The following is a 17448-nucleotide window of genomic DNA, read 5'->3' on the forward strand; positions in this document are numbered from 1 at the left end:
TTGACCGCGCCGGCCGGGGCCGGTGGCCGCCGACGCTAGCCGCCCCCGCCGCCGGGACGGCCCCGGTTCCGCCACGGGGAAGACCAGCTCGCCGGCGGGTGCCCGGCCGGCGTCAGCGGGGGAGGTCGGCGACCAGGACGAGCGTCCCGGGCACCAGGGCGCCGCGCTCCGGTGACCACTGCCCCCAGGTCTCCGTGCGGCCCGGCGTCCACTCCGGCTCGACCAGGTCGGTGAGCACGAACCCGGCGCCGACGACCGCCCGCACCCAGTCGCCGACCGTCCGGTGGTGCTCGACGTACACGGTCCGGCCGCGGTCGTCGGTCTCCACGTAGGGCGTGCGGTCGAAGTAGGAGGAGACGACCCGCAGGTCGTCGGGGTCGGGGGAGTCGGGCATCGGCCAGCGCAGCGGGTGGTTCACCGAGGCGACGAAGCGGCCACCGGGCCGCAGCACCCGGGCGACCTCGGCCAGCACCGCCCCGGCGTCGGCCACGAACGGCAGCCCCCCGAACGCCGAGCAGGCCAGGTCGACGCTGCCGTCGGTCAGCGGCAGCGCCCCGGCGTCGGCCTGCAGCAGGCCCACCCGCAGCCCGGTCGCCCGGTTCAGCTCCGCGGCCCGGGCGAGCATCCCGCCGGAGACGTCCAGCGCCACCGGCTCGGCGCCGGCCGCCCGCAGCCAGCGCGAGCAGGGGGCCGAGCCGCAGCCGATCTCCAGCACCCGGCGGCCGGCCACCTCGCCCAGCAGGTGCGCGTCGGCCTCCCGCAGGCCCTCGGGGCACCAGAGGAAGTCCGCGTCGCCCAGGTCCCGGCCGTGCTCGGCCAGGTAGGCGGGTGCGGCGGCGTCCCACCAGCCCCGGTTGGCCCGTGCCGACTCGGCCTGCCCGACCGGCCGCCGGGCGACCCCGCCGGCCGCCGGGTAGCCGTCGGCGGCCAGGGGCAGGGGGCCGGGGCGAGGTCCCGCGGAAGTGCCGTCCATGACGCGCCGATGGTGACACGCCGCCCGGCCCGCAGGCGGCCCCGGGCGGGCCGGACCCCTGGTGGACCGGCTCCCGGCAGGTCCGTACGATGGGGAATCACGCCAGAGGTCTGTGGCGTTGGTCCCCCTGTACGGGTGCCGACATCGCCGTCTCCCGTGAACCTCCCCGCCGCCCTACCTGGGCTGCGGGTGATCCTGTCCCTACGCATCCCCCGTCCGGAGCACTCGACCACATGACCTCCACCCAGGTCCGTCCCGACAGCACCCCCCAGATCGCGGTGAACGACATCGGCACCGCCGAGGACTTCCTCGCCGCGATCGACCAGACCATCAAGTACTTCAACGACGGCGACATCGTCGAAGGCGTGATCGTCAAGGTCGACCGGGACGAGGTGCTGCTGGACATCGGCTACAAGACCGAGGGCGTCATCCCCTCGCGTGAGCTGTCCATCAAGCACGACGTCGACCCGACCGAGGTCGTCAAGGTCGGCGACGAGGTGGAAGCCCTCGTCCTCCAGAAGGAGGACAAGGAAGGCCGGCTCATCCTGTCCAAGAAGCGGGCTCAGTACGAGCGCGCCTGGGGCACGATCGAGGCCAAGAAGGAAGCCGACGAGGTCGTCACCGGCACCGTCATCGAGGTCGTCAAGGGCGGCCTGATCCTCGACATCGGCCTGCGCGGGTTCCTCCCCGCCTCGCTGGTCGAGATGCGGCGCGTCCGCGACCTGCAGCCCTACGTGGGCCGCGAGCTCGAGGCGAAGATCATCGAGCTGGACAAGAACCGCAACAACGTCGTGCTGTCGCGCCGCCAGTGGCTGGAGCAGACCCAGTCCGAGGTGCGCAGCGAGTTCCTCAACAAGCTCGCCAAGGGCCAGGTCCGCACCGGCGTCGTCTCCTCGATCGTCAACTTCGGTGCCTTCGTGGACCTGGGCGGCGTCGACGGCCTGGTGCACGTCTCCGAGCTGTCCTGGAAGCACATCGACCACCCGTCCGAGGTCGTCGAGGTGGGCCAGGAGGTCACCGTCGAGGTCCTCGACGTCGACCTGGACCGTGAGCGGGTCTCCCTGTCGCTGAAGGCGACGCAGGAGGACCCGTGGCGCCAGTTCGCCCGCACGCACCAGATCGGGCAGGTCGTCCCCGGCAAGGTCACCAAGCTGGTCCCCTTCGGCGCGTTCGTGCGCGTCGACGAGGGCATCGAGGGCCTGGTGCACATCTCCGAGCTGGCCGAGCGCCACGTGGAGATCCCGGAGCAGGTCGTCCAGGTCGGCGACGAGATCCTGGTCAAGGTCATCGACATCGACCTGGACCGCCGCCGCATCTCGCTGTCCCTCAAGCAGGCCAACGAGGGCGTCGTCGGCGACGAGGACCAGTTCGACCCGGCCGCCTACGGCATGTCGGCGTCCTACGACGAGCAGGGCAACTACGTCTACCCCGAGGGCTTCGACGCCGAGACCGGCGAGTGGCTCGAGGGCTACGACGAGGCCCGCGAGACGTGGGAGCGCCAGTACGCCGAGGCCCAGGCCCGGTTCGAGGCGCACCGCAAGCAGATCGCCGAGGCCAAGGCGGCCGACGCCGAGGCCGCGGCCGGCGGCAGCTACTCCAGCGCTGCCGAGCCCGAGGACGAGACGTCCTCGAACGGCGGCGGTGGCGGTGGCGGCGGTGGCGGCACCCTCGCCTCCGACGAGGCGCTGGCTGCCCTGCGCGCGAAGCTCGCCGGCGGCGAGTGAGCCCGCGGCTCAGCTGAGCCGCAGCACCTGACAGTGCGCCGTCCACCCTCCGCGGTGGGCGGCGCACTGTCGTTCCACGGCGGTCCTCCACCCGGCAGCGCCGCAGGACCACGACGACCCCGCCGACCGTGGTGGTCGACGGGGTCGTCGGGGCGTCCCACTCATCCGTGAGTCGTGGACGGTCGTACCGGCTCGTCCGTGAGCCGTCTGTGGGGCGTGAGCGGGAGCGCGGGCGTCGTCCACCCGGTCGGCGTTCCTTCCCCCTGCTGCCGACGGGGACGGTGCGCGCTCAGGCCGGCGCAGGCCGGCCCGGACCGCTCAGGCCGCGATCAGAGGCTGAGGATGATGGCGAACGCGGTGCGCGGCCGGCCGCCGGCGTTGGCCAGGAAGTCCCAGGTGTGCCGGCCCGAGGGGACGCTGGGCAGCAGTGCGCGCAGGAAGGACAGGCCGCGGCGGCCCTGTGGCAGCTTCTCGCGCACGCCCGGCAGGTCGGCGCACCGGACACCGGCGGGGTTGTCGAGCCGGTGCCGGCCGCGGCGGGGGGTGCCGGCAGCCGACGGAGCGCCTTCGAGCGTGGGACGGGACATGATCACTGCCTCTCTGCTGCTGTGGCGGGGGAAGACCACCGGGGCAGAACGTAAGTCCTGTGACTGGTGGGGTCGGCCCGGCGCGCCGCGTGTCGGGGTCGCCGTGATCGTCTCGAGACCTCACGCGTCGGGAGCCGTCGCCCACGGTGCCCGGCCCGCCACGCACCAGTGGCTAGGCTCGGCCGCGTGCTGAGGATCGGGCTGACCGGTGGCATCGGATCGGGGAAGAGCACCGTGGCGGCGCTGCTCGCCGAGCGCGGCGCGCTGGTGGTGGACGCCGACCGGATCGCCCGCGAGGTCGTCGAGCCGGGCACCCCCGGGCTGGCCGCCGTGGTCGCCGAGTTCGGGGACTCGGTGCTGACCGCCGAGGGCGCGCTGGACCGGCCCGCGCTGGCGTCGGTGGTCTTCGGCGACCCGGCCGCCCGGGCCCGGCTGGACGCCGTCGTCCACCCGCTGGTGCGCGCCCGCGCCGCCGAGCTGGTCGCCGCCGCCCCCGCGGACGCCGTGGTGGTGCAGGACGTCCCGCTGCTCGTGGAGACCGGCCAGGCGGGCTCCTACGACCTGGTGCTGGTCGTGGAGACCGAGCCCGCCACGCGCGTGGCCCGGTTGGTCGACCGCGGGCTGTCCGCGGACGACGCCCGGGCGCGGATCGCCAGCCAGGCCACCGACGAGCAGCGCCGGGCGGTGGCCGACGTGGTGCTGCGCAACGACGGCGACCGGGCCGCCCTCGCGACGGCGGTCGAGCGCTTCTGGGTGGAGCGGGTGCGGCCGGCGCTCGGCTGAGCCGCGCCGGGCACCGATGAGTCCGCCGCCGTCCGCCGGTCTTCCCCGGTACGGCCCCGGAGGGGGCGCCGACAGGGAGGACCCGTGATGGCCCAGCAGAAGATCATCCCGAACCTGTGGTTCGACACCCAGGCCGAGGAGGCCGCCCAGTACTACATCGACGTCCTCGGTTCCGGCCGCGTCCTGGACGTCGCGCGCTACCCCGAGGGGGCGCCCGGCCCGGCGGGGACGGTGATGTCGGTCGACTTCGAGGCCGGCGGCATGCACTTCGTCGGCATCAACGGCGGGCCGATCTTCCCCTTCACCGAGGCGGTGTCCTTCCAGATCGACTGCGCCGACCAGGCGGAGGTCGACCGCTTCTGGGACCGGTTCATCGCCGACGGGGGGCAGGAGGGCCAGTGCGGCTGGCTGAAGGACCGGTACGGGCTGTCCTGGCAGGTCGTCCCGCAGGGGATGGCCGAGCTCTTCGCCGACGCCGACCCGGCCCGGGCGCAGCGCGCCGTGCAGGCGATGCTGCAGATGAAGAAGCTCGACGTCGCCGCCCTGCGGGCCGCGGCGGACGGCGTGCCGGTCGGCTGAACGGGCGGCGGTGCCCGGCCCGGCCACGACGAGAGCCGGGGACGAGCCGGGGACGGGGGCCGGGACGACGAAGGCCCCGGGTCGGTGACCCGGGGCCTTGCACCTGCTGTGGGCGATACTGGGATCGAACCAGTGACCTCTTCCGTGTCAGGGAAGCGCGCTACCGCTGCGCCAATCGCCCCGCCCGGTCTCGCGACCGGCCCACCTCCGCGCTCGTGCTCCGTGGAGGACGAGGTGGAGACGGGATTTGAACCCGTGTAGACGGCTTTGCAGGCCGTTGCCTCGCCTCTCGGCCACTCCACCGCACACCGGGCGCCGGTCTCGCGACCAGCGCCCGGGAGTTCCGAGCGGACGACGGGATTCGAACCCGCGACCCTCACCTTGGCAAGGTGATGCTCTACCACTGAGCCACGTCCGCGCTGCGGAGCAAGTCCGCGTTACGGGGAGAACTCTAACCGACCGGTTCAGGGGGTCCAAACCCGGGGGGGGCCCGGGGTGTCGGGCAGGGCCGTCCGCCCAGGTCAGTGGGCCGTCGGGTTGTCCGTGCCGCCCCGCAGCAGCGCGGACAGCTCCTCGTCGACCCCGAGCTCGTCACTCTCCGTGCCGACGGGCACGAGCAGGTCGGTCTCCTGGAGGAAGTCGCCGACGACCGCCCCGGACAGCTCGAACAGTGCCTCGCCCGAGGGTGCGCGCAACTGCAGGAAGACCACGTCGAGGCCGCCCCGCGCCGGCCAGAGCCGGACGTCGCCCTCGCCGACCGGGGCGGTGAGCCCGGCGCGCAACAGGTCCCGGCTCAGCAGCCACTCCACGCCACCGTCGTCCGGGTCGTCGTAGAGCGGGCCGTCGACGTCGTCGGGCTCGTCGCCGAACCGCACGCGGACGGCGAAGGGGTCGGCCGAGTCGTAGACCAGAGCCGCCGGGACCGCCGTCCAGGACTGGGGACCGACCAGGTGGAAGGTGGTGCGGGCAGTGCAGCCGGACCTCGGAGAACGCGCCATGCCCCCTTAACGACCCAGAAAGCCCCGAGGTCACGCATGGTCCCGGCGTGTCGTGCCCCAACTGTCACACCAGACCCTTCGCGGCACTCGCGTCACGCCGCCCGGCGGGTGCCACCCGGCCCGGCTGAACCGGAGAGGGCGGACGATGCGAACACCGCATGTGACGATGGGCCTCGTGAGTCGACCTCCCCGCAGCGCCGAGGACAGTGCCGCTGACCTCGAGCTGCTGCGTCGCGTGGCCGCCGGTGACCGCGGCGCCGTCGACGACCTCTACCAGCGCTTCCGCCGACCGGCCTTCGCCCTCGCCCGGCGGGTGCTCGGGGACGACGTGCTCGCCGAGGACGTGCTGCAGGACGTCTTCGTGGCGGTCTGGCGCGACCCGAGCGCCTTCGACGGTGCGCGGGGGAGCGTTGCCTCCTGGCTGCTGACGCTGGTCCACCACAAGGCCGTGGACGCCGTGCGCCGGGAGGAGTCCCACCGCCGCCGCCACGCCCGCGCCGAGGAGGAGCTGGTGCTCGCCGCCCCCACCCAGACCACCGACGTCGAGGACACCGCCTGGGAGCGTCTCGTCGCCGAGCGGGTGCGCGGTGCGCTGCACGCGCTGCCCGCCCCGCAGCGGGAGGCCCTCACGCTGGCCTACTACGGCGGGTACACCCAGCGGGAGGTGGCGGCGCTGACCGGCACCCCGCTGGGCACGGTGAAGACCCGGATGCTCACCGGCATGCGCCGGTTGAAGGACACCCTCGGCACCGGCCTGCCCGCCGACGGAGGTGCCCGGTGAACCCGCACGACCGGGACGACGTGCACCGCGACTGGGACGAGCTGGCCGTGGGCTGGGCGCTGCACGCGCTCGAGCCCGAGGACGAGGCCCGGTTCACCGACCACCTGACCAGCTGCGCGCGCTGCGCGCGGACCGCTGCCGAGACCACGGAGGTGATGGCCGCGATGGCTGCTGACCTGCCCCCGGCCGAGCCCTCCGAGGGCCTGCGCGAGCGGCTGCGCGCCGCCGTCGAGCAGACCGAGCAGCTGCCCCCCGCGCCACCCCGCCGCGAGCCGGCCGCCGCCCCGGCCCGGCCACCGGCGGCACCCCCCGCGGAGGGCGGGTTCGACCTGCGGCGCCCGTCGCCGGTGCGCACCCCCGACGACCGGCCCGCGTGGCGGCGGGTGCTGCCCACGGCCCTGGTCGCCGCCGGCGTCGCCGCCGTGCTCTCGCTGGGGGCCTGGAACGTCGTGCTGTCCGGCGACCGGGACGCGGCCGAGGCCGCGGCCGCGGAGCAGTCCCGGGTGCTGGACGCGCTGCTGCAGCCCGGTCGGGCCGCGGTCGCCCCGGTCCTGGACGACGGCCGGACGGTCGCCACCGTGGTCGCCCGCGAGGGCGGGGTCCAGGTCGTCAGCGAGGGCCTGCCCGTCAACGACGACGACACCGAGACCTACGTCGTCTGGGGCGTGCCCGACGGTGGCGACCCCGAGGCGCTGGGCACGTTCGACGTGGTCACTCCACAGATGGACCTCCGGACCGTAGGCTCGGCGGAGACCGGGGTCGACGACTACGCCGTCTACGCGATCAGCATCGAGCCGGGTCGCCAGGCGCCGTCGTCCCCGACGGACATCATCGGGCAAGGTGAGGTGACCAGCTGAACGGCAGGCCGAGGGGCGCGGACACCGTCCCGCCGCCGGGCGAGCACCTCCCGCCCGTCGACGAGGACGAGTCGCGCAGCCTCCGGGAGCGGGTCGCCTCGACCCGCTGGCGGCGCACGATCCACGCCCGCCGCAGCCTCGACGCCCCGTACCGGGCGCTGGTCGGGCTGATCGGCGCCCTGGTGGTCGCGTTCGGCATCGTGACCATCCCGCTGCCGGGCCCCGGGTGGCTGACCGTCATCGCCGGGTTGTTCGTGCTGGCAACCGAGTTCGCCTGGGCCGAGCGGCTGCTGGAGTACACCCGGCGGCGGGTGACCCAGTGGACCGAGTGGCTGGGCCGGCAGCCGGTGTGGGTGCGGGTCGGCGTCGCCGTGCTCACCGCCGCGTTCGTCTACGGCGTCCTGGTGGTGACCCTGCACGTCATCGGCGTCCCGCACTGGGTGCCGGGGTGGGTGCCGCTGTGGCACTGAGCATCTGGCAGACTGGTCAGCGCTCCGGGCGATTGGCTCAGCGGTAGAGCGCTTCGTTCACACCGAAGAGGTCACTGGTTCGATCCCAGTATCGCCCACCGGATGCAAGGCCCCAGGTCGCTGACCTGGGGCCTTCGTCGTGTCCGGGCGCCGGTCGCTGGCCCGGCGCACCATGGACGGCGATGGCACGGGACCGGGTCGCCCGCCTGCGGGCCGCCGTCGAGCGGGACGGGCCCACCTGCATCTGGTGCGGCCGGGCGTTCAGCGAGCAGGTCGAGCCCTCCACCGAGCACGTCGTGCCGCGGGTCAAGGGCGGGCCGTCGTGGCTGGAGAACGAGGTCGCGGCGTGCCGCCGGTGCAACTCCGAGCGCGGGCACACCGCGCCGGTGGAGTGGCTGGAGGAGTGCGGGCGCCGCGGCTGGGAGCCCGACGAGCCGCGGCTCGGCCGGGTGCTCGCCGCGCTGGCCGGGGCCATCGCCGAGCGCGGCGGGCAGCGCCGGGCCCGGCCCTACCTGGACGCCCAGCTGCGGCGGCTGCGTCGCCGCCGGGCGCCCGGCACCGCGTAGCGTCGGGCGGGTGACCGACAGCGGACCGGTGGGCTCGGTGGCCTCCATCTCGGTGTACCCGGTGAAGTCCCTCGGCGGGCGCACGGTGGCCGCGGCGCAGGTCGACGACGCCGGCCTCCGGGGCGACCGGGCGTGGTCGGTCGTGGACGCCGGCACCGGCGAGCGGGTGACCGTCAAGACGACGCCGGCGCTGCGCGAGGTGGTCGCCACCGGGGACGCCGAGGCGGACACCGCCACGCTCACCGCGGTGCTCGGCCGGCCGGTCCGGCTGGCGCACTCCGACACCGGACCGCAGGTCGACGCGGCCGCCGTCCACCTGGTCTCGCGCGGCGCGCTGGCCCGGGCCGCCACCGGTGAGGTCCCGGAGGGGTGCTCGGCCGAGGACCCGCGCGCCAACCTGGTGCTGCAGCTGGCCGGGGACGTCGACGAGCGGAGCTGGGTCGGCCGCCGGCTGCAGGTGGGGGAGGCGCTGCTGGAGGTGGTCCGCACCCCGAAGCACTGCCTGGGCGTGTACGCCGAGGTGCGCCGCCCCGGCCGGGTGGCCGAGGGCGACGCCGTCGTCCTCTCCGGCTGAACCCGGCTGACGCCCCGCCGGCGGGCACTACCCTGACGGTCGGCCCGCCGCTCTGCGGCACCCGACCACCCTGAGGAGCACCGCCGTGTCCACCGCGCCTTCGCCCACCGCCGCCGCCCCGATCCGGGTGCCGGCCGGGACGACGGCCTCGCAGGCGCTCAAGGACGCCGGGGTGCCGTTCAAGGGCCCCGACGGTGCGGTCGTCGTCCGGGAGCTGGCCTCCGGCGACCTCCGGGACCTCGGCTGGACCCCGGACGCCGACGTGGAGGTGGAGCCGGTCCCGGCCGCCAGCGCCGACGGCCGCGCGGTGATCCGGCACTCCGCGGCGCACGTGCTGGCGCAGGCCGTGCAGGAGCTCTTCCCCGGCACCCGGCTGGGCATCGGCCCGCCGGTGGAGAACGGCTTCTACTACGACTTCGAGCCCGAGCGGCCGTTCACCCCCGAGGACCTGCAGGCCCTCGAGAAGAAGATGACCGAGATCGTCCGGGCCGGGCAGCACTTCCGCCGCCGGGAGGTCAGCGACGACGAGGCGCGGGCCGAGCTGGCGCACGAGCCGTACAAGCTGGAGCTGATCGGCCTCAAAGGCGGTGCCGGCGACGAGGCCGCCGAGGGCGCCGACGTCGAGGTGGGCGGTGCCCAGCTGACCATGTACGACAACGTCGACGCCCGCACCGGCGACCGGGTCTGGACCGACCTGTGCCGCGGCCCGCACGTGCCGCGCACCTCCACCATCCCGGCGTTCTCCCTCACCCGGAGCGCCGCTGCCTACTGGCGCGGGAACGAGAAGAACCCGCAGCTGCAGCGGGTCTACGGCACCGCGTGGGAGAGCAAGGACGCGCACAAGGCGTACCTGGAGCAGCTGGCCGAGGCCGAGCGCCGCGACCACCGCCGGCTCGGGGTGGAGCTGGACCTGTTCAGCTTCCCCGACGAGATCGGCTCCGGTCTGGCGGTCTTCCACCCCAAGGGCGGGGTGGTGAAGCGGGAGATGGAGGACTACGTCCGCCGCCGGCACCTCGAGGAGGGCTTCGACTACGTCGGCACCCCGCACATCAGCAAGCGCGGGCTGTTCGAGACCTCCGGGCACCTGCCCTACTACGAGGACACCATGTTCCCGGCCATGGAGCTGGAGAACAGCGAGTACTTCCTCAAGGCCATGAACTGCCCGATGCACAACCTGATCTTCCGGTCGCGCGGGCGGTCCTACCGCGAGCTGCCGCTGCGGTTCTTCGAGTTCGGCTCGGTGTACCGCTACGAGAAGTCCGGCGTCGTGCACGGCCTGACCCGGGTGCGCGGCCTGACCCAGGACGACTCGCACAGCTACGTCACCCCCGAGCAGGCGCCCGGCGAGGTGCGGCACCTGCTGGCCTTCGTGCTCGGCCTGCTCAGCGACTTCGGTCTGGACGACTACTACCTGGAGCTGTCCACCCGGGGCGACGACCCGGCCAAGCAGGCCAAGTTCATCGGCTCGGACGCGGAGTGGGCCAACGCCACCGCCGTGCTCGAGGAGGCGGCCCGGGAGACCGGGCTGGAGCTCGTGCCCGACCCCGGCGGTGCGGCCTACTACGGCCCGAAGATCTCCGTGCAGGCCCGCGACGCCATCGGCCGCACCTGGCAGATGTCGACCATCCAGTACGACTTCAACCAGCCCGCCCGCTTCGGCCTGGAGTACAGCGCCGCTGACGGCACCCGGCAGCAGCCGGTGATGATCCACTCGGCCAAGTTCGGGTCGATCGAGCGGTTCTTCGGCGTGCTCACCGAGCACTACGCCGGTGCCTTCCCGGCGTGGCTGGCCCCGGTGCAGGTGGTCGGCATCCCGATCACCGACGAGCAGGTGCCCTACCTGACCGACGTCGCCCTGCTGCTGCGGGAGAAGGGCATCCGGGTCGAGATCGACGACTCCGACGACCGGATGCAGAAGAAGATCCGCACCGCCAGCAAGCAGAAGGTGCCCTTCGTGCTGATCGCCGGGGCGACCGACGCCGACGCCGGGGCGGTCTCCTTCCGCTACCGCGACGGCTCGCAGCGCAACGGGGTGCCGGTGGCCGACGCCGTGGCCCAGGTGGCCGCCTGGGTGGTCGCGCGGCACAACGCCGACCCGACCGCCGAGGTGCCGCAGGGATGAGCGTCGCCAACGACGACGGCGGCCCGGCGGCGGTGTTCGAGCACCTCTGGACGCCGTACCGGATGGCCTACATCCGCGGCGGGAAGCCGACCGGCGACCACGACTGCCCGTTCTGCCTCATCCCGCAGATGGACGACGAGGAGGGGCTGGTCGTCGCCCGCGGCGCGACCGTCTTCGCCGTGCTGAACCTCTACCCGTACAACGCCGGCCACCTGATGGTGGTGCCCTACCGGCACGTGCCCGACTACACCGACCTCACCGTCGCCGAGGTGGCCGAGCTGGGGTCGTTCACCCAGACGGCGATGCGCGTCGTCCGCTCGGTCAGCGGCGCGCACGGGTTCAACGTCGGGATGAACCAGGGGTCGATCGCCGGCGCCGGCATCGCCGACCACCTGCACCAGCACGTCGTGCCGCGCTGGGGCGGTGACACCAACTTCATGCCCGTCGTGGGGCTGACCCGGGTGCTGCCGCAGGTGCTCACCGAGACGCGGGCGCTGCTCGCCGCCCAGTGGCCGGCCGCCGTCCCGGCCGGGCCGGCGGGCCCCGGGCAGGGTGTGGCCTGAGTGCTCGGCATCAACCTCCGTCCCGCCGTCGGCCGGTTCTGGGCCCCCGTCGTCCGCGGCCTGGTCCGGGTCGGGGTGACCGCTGACGCGGTGACCCTCACCGGCACCCTCGGCGCGGTCGCCGCGGCGGTGTTCCTGATCGGCGGCGGCGAGCTGTTCTGGGGTGCCTTCGCCGTCACCCTGTTCGTGCTGCTGGACATGCTCGACGGCGCGCTGGCCCGGGCCCGCGGCGGCGGCTCCGTCTTCGGCGCGGTGCTGGACTCCACCGGCGACCGGGCCGCGGACGCGGCCATCTTCGCCGGCCTGGTCTGGTGGTACAGCGGGGACGGCGACAACCGGCTCATCGTCCTGCTGGCGCTGGTCTGCCTGGTGCTCGGCGTGCTGACCTCCTACGTCAAGGCCCGAGCCGAGGGCATGGGGCTGCGGGTCGAGGTCGGCATCGTCGAGCGCACCGAGCGGTTGATCCTGGTGCTGGTCGGCACCGGGTTCACCGGCCTGGGCATCCCGTACGCCCTGCACGTGTGCCTCTGGGTGCTGGCCGTGGGCAGCGCGATCACGGTGGGCCAGCGGTTCGCCGCCGTCCGCAGCGGCTCCCGCGGGATGCGGCTGCCCGGGCCGGCGGCCGCCGACGAGCCGACCGGACCGCCGGCGCCGTGAGCCGCCGGGCCGAGCTGACCGACCGGGTGGTCGACGCCGGCTACGCCGCCGGGTGGCGCGCTGTCCGGCTGCTGCCGGAGCCGGTCGCCCGGAGCCTGTTCGCCGGCGCCGGGTCGCTCGCCGCGGCCCGGCGCGGGCCGCGGGCGCGGCAGCTGCGCGCCAACCTCGACGTCGCCACCGGCGGCCGGCTGGACGACGCGGCGCTGGACGACCTGACCCGGCGCGGCATGCGGTCCTACGCCCGGTACTGGCAGGAGGCATTCCGGCTGCCGACGCTGACCCGCGAGCGCATCGTCGCCTCCTCCGACCTGCCCGGCCGCGAGCACCTCGAGCGGGCCGTCGCCGGGGGCCGCGGCGTCGTGCTGGCCCTGCCGCACAGCGGCAACTGGGACGCCGCCGGCGTGTGGCTCGTCGACCTGCTCGGCGGGCCGTTCGTCACCGTCGCCGAGCGGCTGCGCCCGGAGTCGCTGTACCGGCGCTTCGTCGACTACCGCGAGAACCTGGGCATGCGGATCGTCCCCCTCACCGGGGGCGAGCGGCCCAGCTCAACGGTGCTCCGCGAGTGGCTCACCGCCGGTGGGACGGCGTGCCTGCTGGTCGACCGGGACCTCTCCGGCGCCGGCGTCCCGGTCACCTTCTTCGGCCGCCGCACCACGATGCCCGGCGGGCCGGCGCTGCTGGCCGCGCAGACCGGGGCGGTGCTGCTGCCGGCGGTCTGCCAGTTCGACGGCGCCGGCTGGCGGTTCGTCGTCCACCCGCCGGTGCCGGTCGACGGGCCCGGTCGGCTGCGCGAGCGGGTGACCACGGCGATGCAGCAGGTCGCCGACGCGTTCGCCACCACCATCGCCGAGCAGCCCGAGGACTGGCACGTGCTGGGCCGGGTCTGGCCCGAGGTCGGGCCGGACGGGCGGCCCACCCCGGACGCCGGGACGCCGCAGCGGGCCGGGCAGCTGTCCGGCGGGCCGGGCTGATGCGGATCGGCCTGGTCTGCCCCTACCAGTGGGACGTGCCCGGGGGCGTCCAGTACCACGTGCGCGACCTGGCCGAGACGCTGCGCGCGCTGGGGCACCACGTCGAGGTGCTCACCCCCGCCGAGCACGAGGAGGACCTGCCGGCCGAGCACGTCACCTGGGCCGGGCGGGCCGTGCCGGTGCCGTACAACGGCTCGATGGCCAGCATGCAGATCGGCCTGGTGTCGGCCGCCCGGGTGCGGCGCTGGCTGCGGGAGGGCGCCTTCGACGTCGTCCACGTGCACGAGCCGGCCTCGCCGTCGGTGTCGCTGCTGGTCTGCATCATCGCCAAGGGGCCGATCGTGGCGACCTTCCACGCGGCGACCACCCGGTCGAAGGTCCTCGCCGCGCTGGGGCCCTGGGTGCGCCCCTGGCTGGAGAAGATCAGCGGCCGGATCGCCGTCTCCGACTTCGCCCGGCGGGTGCAGGTGGAGCACCTCGGCGGGGACGCGGTGGTGATCCCCAACGGCGTGCACGTGCCGGCCTTCGCCGAGGGCCCCCCGCTGCCCGGGTACGCACGCGGCGGCGACGCCCCCACGATCGGCTTCCTGGGCCGCTACGACGAGCCGCGCAAGGGCCTGCCGGTGCTGCTGGACGCGATGCGCACCGTGGTCCGCGACCACCCCCGGGCACGGCTGCTGGTGGCCGGCCGCGGCGACCCGGACGGGTTCGCGGACCTGGTGGGGGCCGACCTCGCCCCGCACGTGACGCTGCTCGGGGAGCTCGCCGAGACCGAGAAGGCGGCGTTCCTCCGCTCGGTCGACGTCTACTGCGCGCCCAACCTGCTGGGGGAGTCCTTCGGGGTGGTGCTGCTGGAGGCGATGGCCGCCGGGGCCCCCGTCGTCGCCAGCGACCTGGACGCCTTCGGCCGGGTGCTCGCCGACGGCACCGCGGGGGTGCTGGTGCCCCGCGGGGACGTCGCCGCGCTGGCCCGCGCGCTGTCCGGGCTGCTCGCCGACCCGGTCCGGCGGGCCGAGCTGGCCGGCGCGGGCACCCGCGCGGTCGCCGGCTACGACTGGTCGGTGGTGGCGCAGCGCATCCTCGCCGTCTACGAGACGGTCGCCCCCACCGGCGGCATCGGCGTCACCGCCTCGGCCGACGACGACCCCGCGCTGCTGGGCACCCCGCCTCCCCCCGGCGAGGCACACCCGGCGGTGTCGGGGCCCTTCCGGCGGCGGGTGCGGCGCTAGCCTGAGGCCCGATGACCACCGGGACCTGGCTGCTGCTCGCCGCGGGGCTCGTGCTCGCCCTGCTGCTGGTGTCGGTGACGTTCACGCTGACCCGGCTGCGCCGGCTGGCCGGCCGGGTGCGCCGCGCGCGCGAGGTGCTCGACGCCGCCCTCCTGCGCCGGGCCGAGCTGGCGGCGGCGCTGACCCGCGAGCGGTCCGACGAGCTCGGTGCCGCGCTCACCGCCGCCCTGGCCGAGGCCGCGGCCGAGGCCCGGGCGCCCAGCGCGGGGGACCGCGAGGCCGCGGAGAACCAGGTGGGCCGGCTGCTGCGGCGGGTGCCCGCGGGGACGCTCACCCCGGAGCTGACCGAGGCCGGCCTGCGGGTGGGGCTGGCCCGGCGGTTCTACAACGACGCCGTCCGGGACACCCGGGCGTTGCGCCGCGGCCGGCTGGCCCGGGTGCTCCGGCTGCACGCCCGGCGGCCGCTGCCCCGGTACTTCGACATCGACGACGGGCTGGACGCCGTGCTCACCGGGCCGGCACCGGCCGGTGGCGGACCGCAGCCCCGGCGCTGACCGGTCCGGCGCCGGTCGGCCGTAGGCTGGGAGTCCCTCCCGACGTCCGATCGAAGGCAGTCCCGTGTCCCTGAACGACAGCCCGGCCACCCCCACCCCCGCCGCCACCGGCACCGACCGGGTCAAGCGAGGCATGGCCGAGCAGCTCAAGGGCGGCGTGATCATGGACGTCGTCACGCCGGAGCAGGCCAAGATCGCCGAGGACGCCGGCGCGGTCGCGGTCATGGCGCTGGAGCGGGTGCCCGCCGACATCCGCGCCCAGGGCGGCATCGCCCGGATGAGCGACCCGGACATGATCGACGGCATCATCGCCGCGGTCTCCATCCCGGTGATGGCCAAGGCCCGGATCGGGCACTTCGTCGAGGCGCAGGTGCTGCAGGCGCTGGGCGTGGACTACATCGACGAGTCCGAGGTGCTCAGCCCGGCCGACGAGGCGCACCACATCGTCAAGAGCGAGTTCACCGTCCCGTTCGTCTGCGGGGCCACCGACCTGGGCGAGGCGCTGCGCCGGATCTCCGAGGGCGCGGCGATGATCCGGTCCAAGGGCGAGGCCGGCACCGGCAACGTCGTGGAGGCCACCCGCCACATGCGGTCGATCCGGGCCAGCATCAAGCGGCTGTCGACCCTCGACGAGACCGAGCTGTTCGTCGCCGCCAAGGAGCTGCGCGCCCCGCACGACCTCGTGCTCGAGGTCGCCCGGCTCGGTGCCCTGCCCGTCGTGCTGTTCACCGCCGGCGGCATCGCCACCCCCGCCGACGCCGCGATGATGATGCAGCTGGGCGCCCAGGGCGTGTTCGTCGGCTCGGGCATCTTCAAGTCCGGCGACCCGGCGCAGCGGGCCGCCGCCATCGTGCAGGCCACCACGTTCCACGACGACCCCGACGTCATCGCGAAGGTCTCCCGCGGGCTCGGCGAGGCGATGGTCGGCATCAACGTCTCGACGCTCCCGGAGAGCGAGCGCTACGCCACCCGCGGGTGGTGACCGCACCGCTCGTCGGTGTCCTGGCGCTGCAGGGTGACGTCCGGGAGCACCTCGCCGCGCTGACCGCGGTGGGCGCCCGGGCCGTGCGGGTGCGGCGGCCGGGGGAGCTGGCCGCGGTCGACGGGCTCGTCGTCCCGGGCGGGGAGTCGACGACGATGGCCAACCTGGCCGTCCGGTCCGGCATGCTCGAGCCGCTGCGGGCCGCGGTCCGCGGCGGGCTGCCGGTCTACGGCTCCTGCGCGGGGATGATCATGCTGGCCGACACGGTGCTCGACGCGGTCGAGGGCCAGCAGACCATCGGTGGGCTGGACGTGGCGGTGCGCCGCAACGCGTTCGGCCGGCAGGTCGACTCCTTCGAGGGCGCCGTCCGGCTGGCGGGGGTGCCCGGGCCGCCGGTGCACGCGGTCTTCATCCGCGCGCCGTGGGTCGAGCGGGCCGGCCCGGAGGTGCAGGTGCTCGGCCGGGTCGAGGGCGGGGCGGCCGACGGTAAGATCGTCGCCGTCCGTCAGGGCCGGCTGGTGGCGACCAGCTTCCACCCCGAGCTGACCGGCGACCTGCGCGTGCACGCTCTCTTCGCGGAGCTGGTGGGCGAGGCGGCGGCCGAGCGGGTCCGAGACCAGGCAACAGGCGGCGGCGTCGGAGCCGGCGCTGTCAGTGAGGGGAGTCAGTCGTGAGCGGCCATTCCAAGTGGGCGACGACCAAGCACAAGAAGGCCGGGATCGACGCCAAGCGCGGCAAGCTCTTCGCCAAGCTGATCAAGAACATCGAGGTCGCGGCGCGCACCGGCGGCGCCGACCTGTCCGGCAACCCGACCCTCTACGACGCCGTCCAGAAGGCGAAGAAGAGCTCGGTGCCCAACGACAACATCGACCGCGCGGTCAAGCGCGGCGGTGGCCTCGAGGCCGGCGGCGTCGACTACCAGAGCATCACCTACGAGGGCTACGGCCCGGGCGGGGTCGCGGTGCTCATCGAGTGCCTCACCGACAACAAGAACCGGTCGGCGATGGAGGTGCGCACGGCGATGAGCCGCAACGGCGGCAACATGGCCGACCCCGGCTCGGTGTCCTACCTGTTCTCCCGCAAGGGCGTCGTCGTGGTCCCGGCGACCGGCACCACCGAGGACGACGTGCTGATGGCCGTGCTGGACGCCGGCGCGGAGGAGGTCCGCGACCTCGGCGACACCCTCGAGGTGGTCTGCCAGCCCGGTGACCTGGTCGCCGTGCGCACCGCGCTGCAGGACGCCGGCATCGACTACGACTCCGCCGACATGGGCTTCGTGCCCAGCGTGCAGGTCGAGCTGGACGCCGACGGGGCGGGCAAGGTCTTCCGGCTCATCGACGCCCTCGAGGACCTCGACGACGTGCAGAACGTGTACGCGAACTACGACGTGTCCGACGAGGTCATGGAGTCGATCGACGCCTGACGGGTCGGTGAGCATCGCAGGGAGCGCCAGCGACCGAGGAGTGGAGCCGTCCCGG

The 17448-nt window shown here is 74.6% G+C and carries 20 protein-coding genes and 4 tRNA genes; 18 read left to right on the forward strand and 6 right to left on the reverse strand.

What is annotated here, in order from left to right:
- Positions 1–112: 112 nt before the first annotated feature.
- Positions 113–973 carry a class I SAM-dependent methyltransferase gene (locus HL054_RS05360; RefSeq protein WP_369137766.1) on the reverse strand — a complete coding sequence of 287 codons (861 nt, stop codon included), beginning with the start codon at positions 971–973 and terminating at the stop codon, positions 113–115.
- Positions 974–1206: 233 nt separating this feature from the next.
- On the opposite strand from HL054_RS05360, the gene rpsA reads away from it, so the two are divergent.
- Positions 1207–2697 (forward strand): 30S ribosomal protein S1, encoded by a 1491-nt coding sequence (gene rpsA / locus HL054_RS05365; protein WP_369137767.1) that lies wholly within the window; start codon positions 1207–1209, stop codon positions 2695–2697.
- A 329-nt stretch (positions 2698–3026) separates the two neighbouring features.
- Here the strand turns inward: rpsA and HL054_RS05370 are convergent, their stop codons facing one another.
- On the reverse strand, positions 3027–3284 hold the full coding sequence (locus tag HL054_RS05370; RefSeq protein WP_369137768.1) for a hypothetical protein: 258 nt from the start codon (positions 3282–3284) through the stop codon (positions 3027–3029).
- 186 nt (positions 3285–3470) lie between these two features.
- Here HL054_RS05370 and coaE point away from each other — a divergent pair, with 186 nt between their 5' ends.
- A complete protein-coding gene (coaE, locus tag HL054_RS05375; protein ID WP_369137769.1) occupies positions 3471–4067 on the forward strand; it encodes a dephospho-CoA kinase in 597 nt (198 codons plus the stop codon).
- Positions 4068–4154: 87 nt separating this feature from the next.
- On the forward strand, positions 4155–4646 hold the full coding sequence (locus HL054_RS05380) for a VOC family protein (protein ID WP_369137770.1): 492 nt from the start codon (positions 4155–4157) through the stop codon (positions 4644–4646).
- A gap of 109 nt (positions 4647–4755) precedes the next feature.
- Here the strand turns inward: HL054_RS05380 and HL054_RS05385 are convergent.
- From HL054_RS05385 to HL054_RS05400, 4 genes are all read right to left on the reverse strand, one after another.
- A tRNA-Val gene (locus HL054_RS05385) sits at positions 4756–4827 on the reverse strand.
- 51 nt (positions 4828–4878) lie between these two features.
- Positions 4879–4949 (reverse strand) — tRNA-Cys (locus tag HL054_RS05390).
- Between the two features lie 43 nt (positions 4950–4992).
- A tRNA-Gly gene (locus tag HL054_RS05395) sits at positions 4993–5064 on the reverse strand.
- A gap of 103 nt (positions 5065–5167) precedes the next feature.
- Positions 5168–5644, reverse strand: a complete 477-nt coding sequence (locus HL054_RS05400) for an SsgA family sporulation/cell division regulator (RefSeq protein ID WP_369137771.1) — start codon at positions 5642–5644, stop codon at positions 5168–5170.
- Between the two features lie 166 nt (positions 5645–5810).
- Between HL054_RS05400 and HL054_RS05405 the strand changes: the two genes are divergently transcribed.
- The 15 genes from HL054_RS05405 (at position 5811) to HL054_RS05475 (ending at position 17393) form a co-directional block, all read left to right on the forward strand.
- Complete coding sequence (locus HL054_RS05405; RefSeq protein WP_369137772.1) at positions 5811–6425, forward strand: sigma-70 family RNA polymerase sigma factor; 615 nt, start codon at positions 5811–5813, stop codon at positions 6423–6425.
- Positions 6422–7282: an anti-sigma factor domain-containing protein gene (locus HL054_RS05410; protein ID WP_369137773.1), complete on the forward strand. Its 861-nt coding sequence runs from the start codon at positions 6422–6424 to the stop codon at positions 7280–7282. Before HL054_RS05405 ends, HL054_RS05410 begins: the two co-directional genes overlap by 4 nt.
- A gap of 119 nt (positions 7283–7401) precedes the next feature.
- Complete coding sequence (locus HL054_RS05415; protein ID WP_369137977.1) at positions 7402–7752, forward strand: TIGR02611 family protein; 351 nt, start codon at positions 7402–7404, stop codon at positions 7750–7752.
- A 26-nt stretch (positions 7753–7778) separates the two neighbouring features.
- Positions 7779–7850 (forward strand) — tRNA-Val (locus tag HL054_RS05420).
- Between the two features lie 84 nt (positions 7851–7934).
- A complete protein-coding gene (locus HL054_RS05425; protein WP_369137774.1) occupies positions 7935–8318 on the forward strand; it encodes an HNH endonuclease in 384 nt (127 codons plus the stop codon).
- 10 nt (positions 8319–8328) lie between these two features.
- Positions 8329–8892, forward strand: coding sequence for an MOSC N-terminal beta barrel domain-containing protein (locus HL054_RS05430; RefSeq protein ID WP_369137775.1), 564 nt, complete (start codon positions 8329–8331; stop codon positions 8890–8892).
- A gap of 85 nt (positions 8893–8977) precedes the next feature.
- Positions 8978–11014: a threonine--tRNA ligase gene (gene thrS, locus HL054_RS05435; protein WP_369137776.1), complete on the forward strand. Its 2037-nt coding sequence runs from the start codon at positions 8978–8980 to the stop codon at positions 11012–11014.
- On the forward strand, positions 11011–11577 hold the full coding sequence (locus HL054_RS05440) for an HIT family protein (protein WP_369137777.1): 567 nt from the start codon (positions 11011–11013) through the stop codon (positions 11575–11577). Before thrS ends, HL054_RS05440 begins: the two co-directional genes overlap by 4 nt.
- The gene (gene pgsA / locus HL054_RS05445) at positions 11578–12234 is read left to right on the forward strand and encodes a phosphatidylinositol phosphate synthase (RefSeq protein ID WP_369137779.1); all 657 of its coding nucleotides are present in this window, start codon (positions 11578–11580) and stop codon (positions 12232–12234) included.
- Positions 12231–13205 carry a phosphatidylinositol mannoside acyltransferase gene (locus HL054_RS05450; RefSeq protein WP_369137781.1) on the forward strand — a complete coding sequence of 325 codons (975 nt, stop codon included), beginning with the start codon at positions 12231–12233 and terminating at the stop codon, positions 13203–13205. Before pgsA ends, HL054_RS05450 begins: the two co-directional genes overlap by 4 nt.
- The gene (locus HL054_RS05455; protein WP_369137783.1) at positions 13205–14434 is read left to right on the forward strand and encodes a glycosyltransferase family 4 protein; all 1230 of its coding nucleotides are present in this window, start codon (positions 13205–13207) and stop codon (positions 14432–14434) included. The genes HL054_RS05450 and HL054_RS05455 overlap by 1 nt, the downstream gene beginning before the upstream one ends.
- 11 nt (positions 14435–14445) lie before the next feature.
- Positions 14446–14988 carry a hypothetical protein gene (locus HL054_RS05460; RefSeq protein WP_369137784.1) on the forward strand — a complete coding sequence of 181 codons (543 nt, stop codon included), beginning with the start codon at positions 14446–14448 and terminating at the stop codon, positions 14986–14988.
- A 64-nt stretch (positions 14989–15052) separates the two neighbouring features.
- Positions 15053–15970: a pyridoxal 5'-phosphate synthase lyase subunit PdxS gene (gene pdxS / locus HL054_RS05465; RefSeq protein WP_440347920.1), complete on the forward strand. Its 918-nt coding sequence runs from the start codon at positions 15053–15055 to the stop codon at positions 15968–15970.
- Positions 15967–16644 (forward strand): pyridoxal 5'-phosphate synthase glutaminase subunit PdxT, encoded by a 678-nt coding sequence (pdxT, locus tag HL054_RS05470; RefSeq protein ID WP_369137785.1) that lies wholly within the window; start codon positions 15967–15969, stop codon positions 16642–16644. Before pdxS ends, pdxT begins: the two co-directional genes overlap by 4 nt.
- Positions 16641–17393, forward strand: a complete 753-nt coding sequence (locus HL054_RS05475) for a YebC/PmpR family DNA-binding transcriptional regulator (protein WP_369137786.1) — start codon at positions 16641–16643, stop codon at positions 17391–17393. Before pdxT ends, HL054_RS05475 begins: the two co-directional genes overlap by 4 nt.
- Positions 17394–17448 lie beyond the last annotated feature (55 nt).

Source organism: Modestobacter versicolor, from assembly GCF_041028285.1.
Lineage (GTDB): Bacteria > Actinomycetota > Actinomycetes > Mycobacteriales > Geodermatophilaceae > Modestobacter > Modestobacter versicolor_A.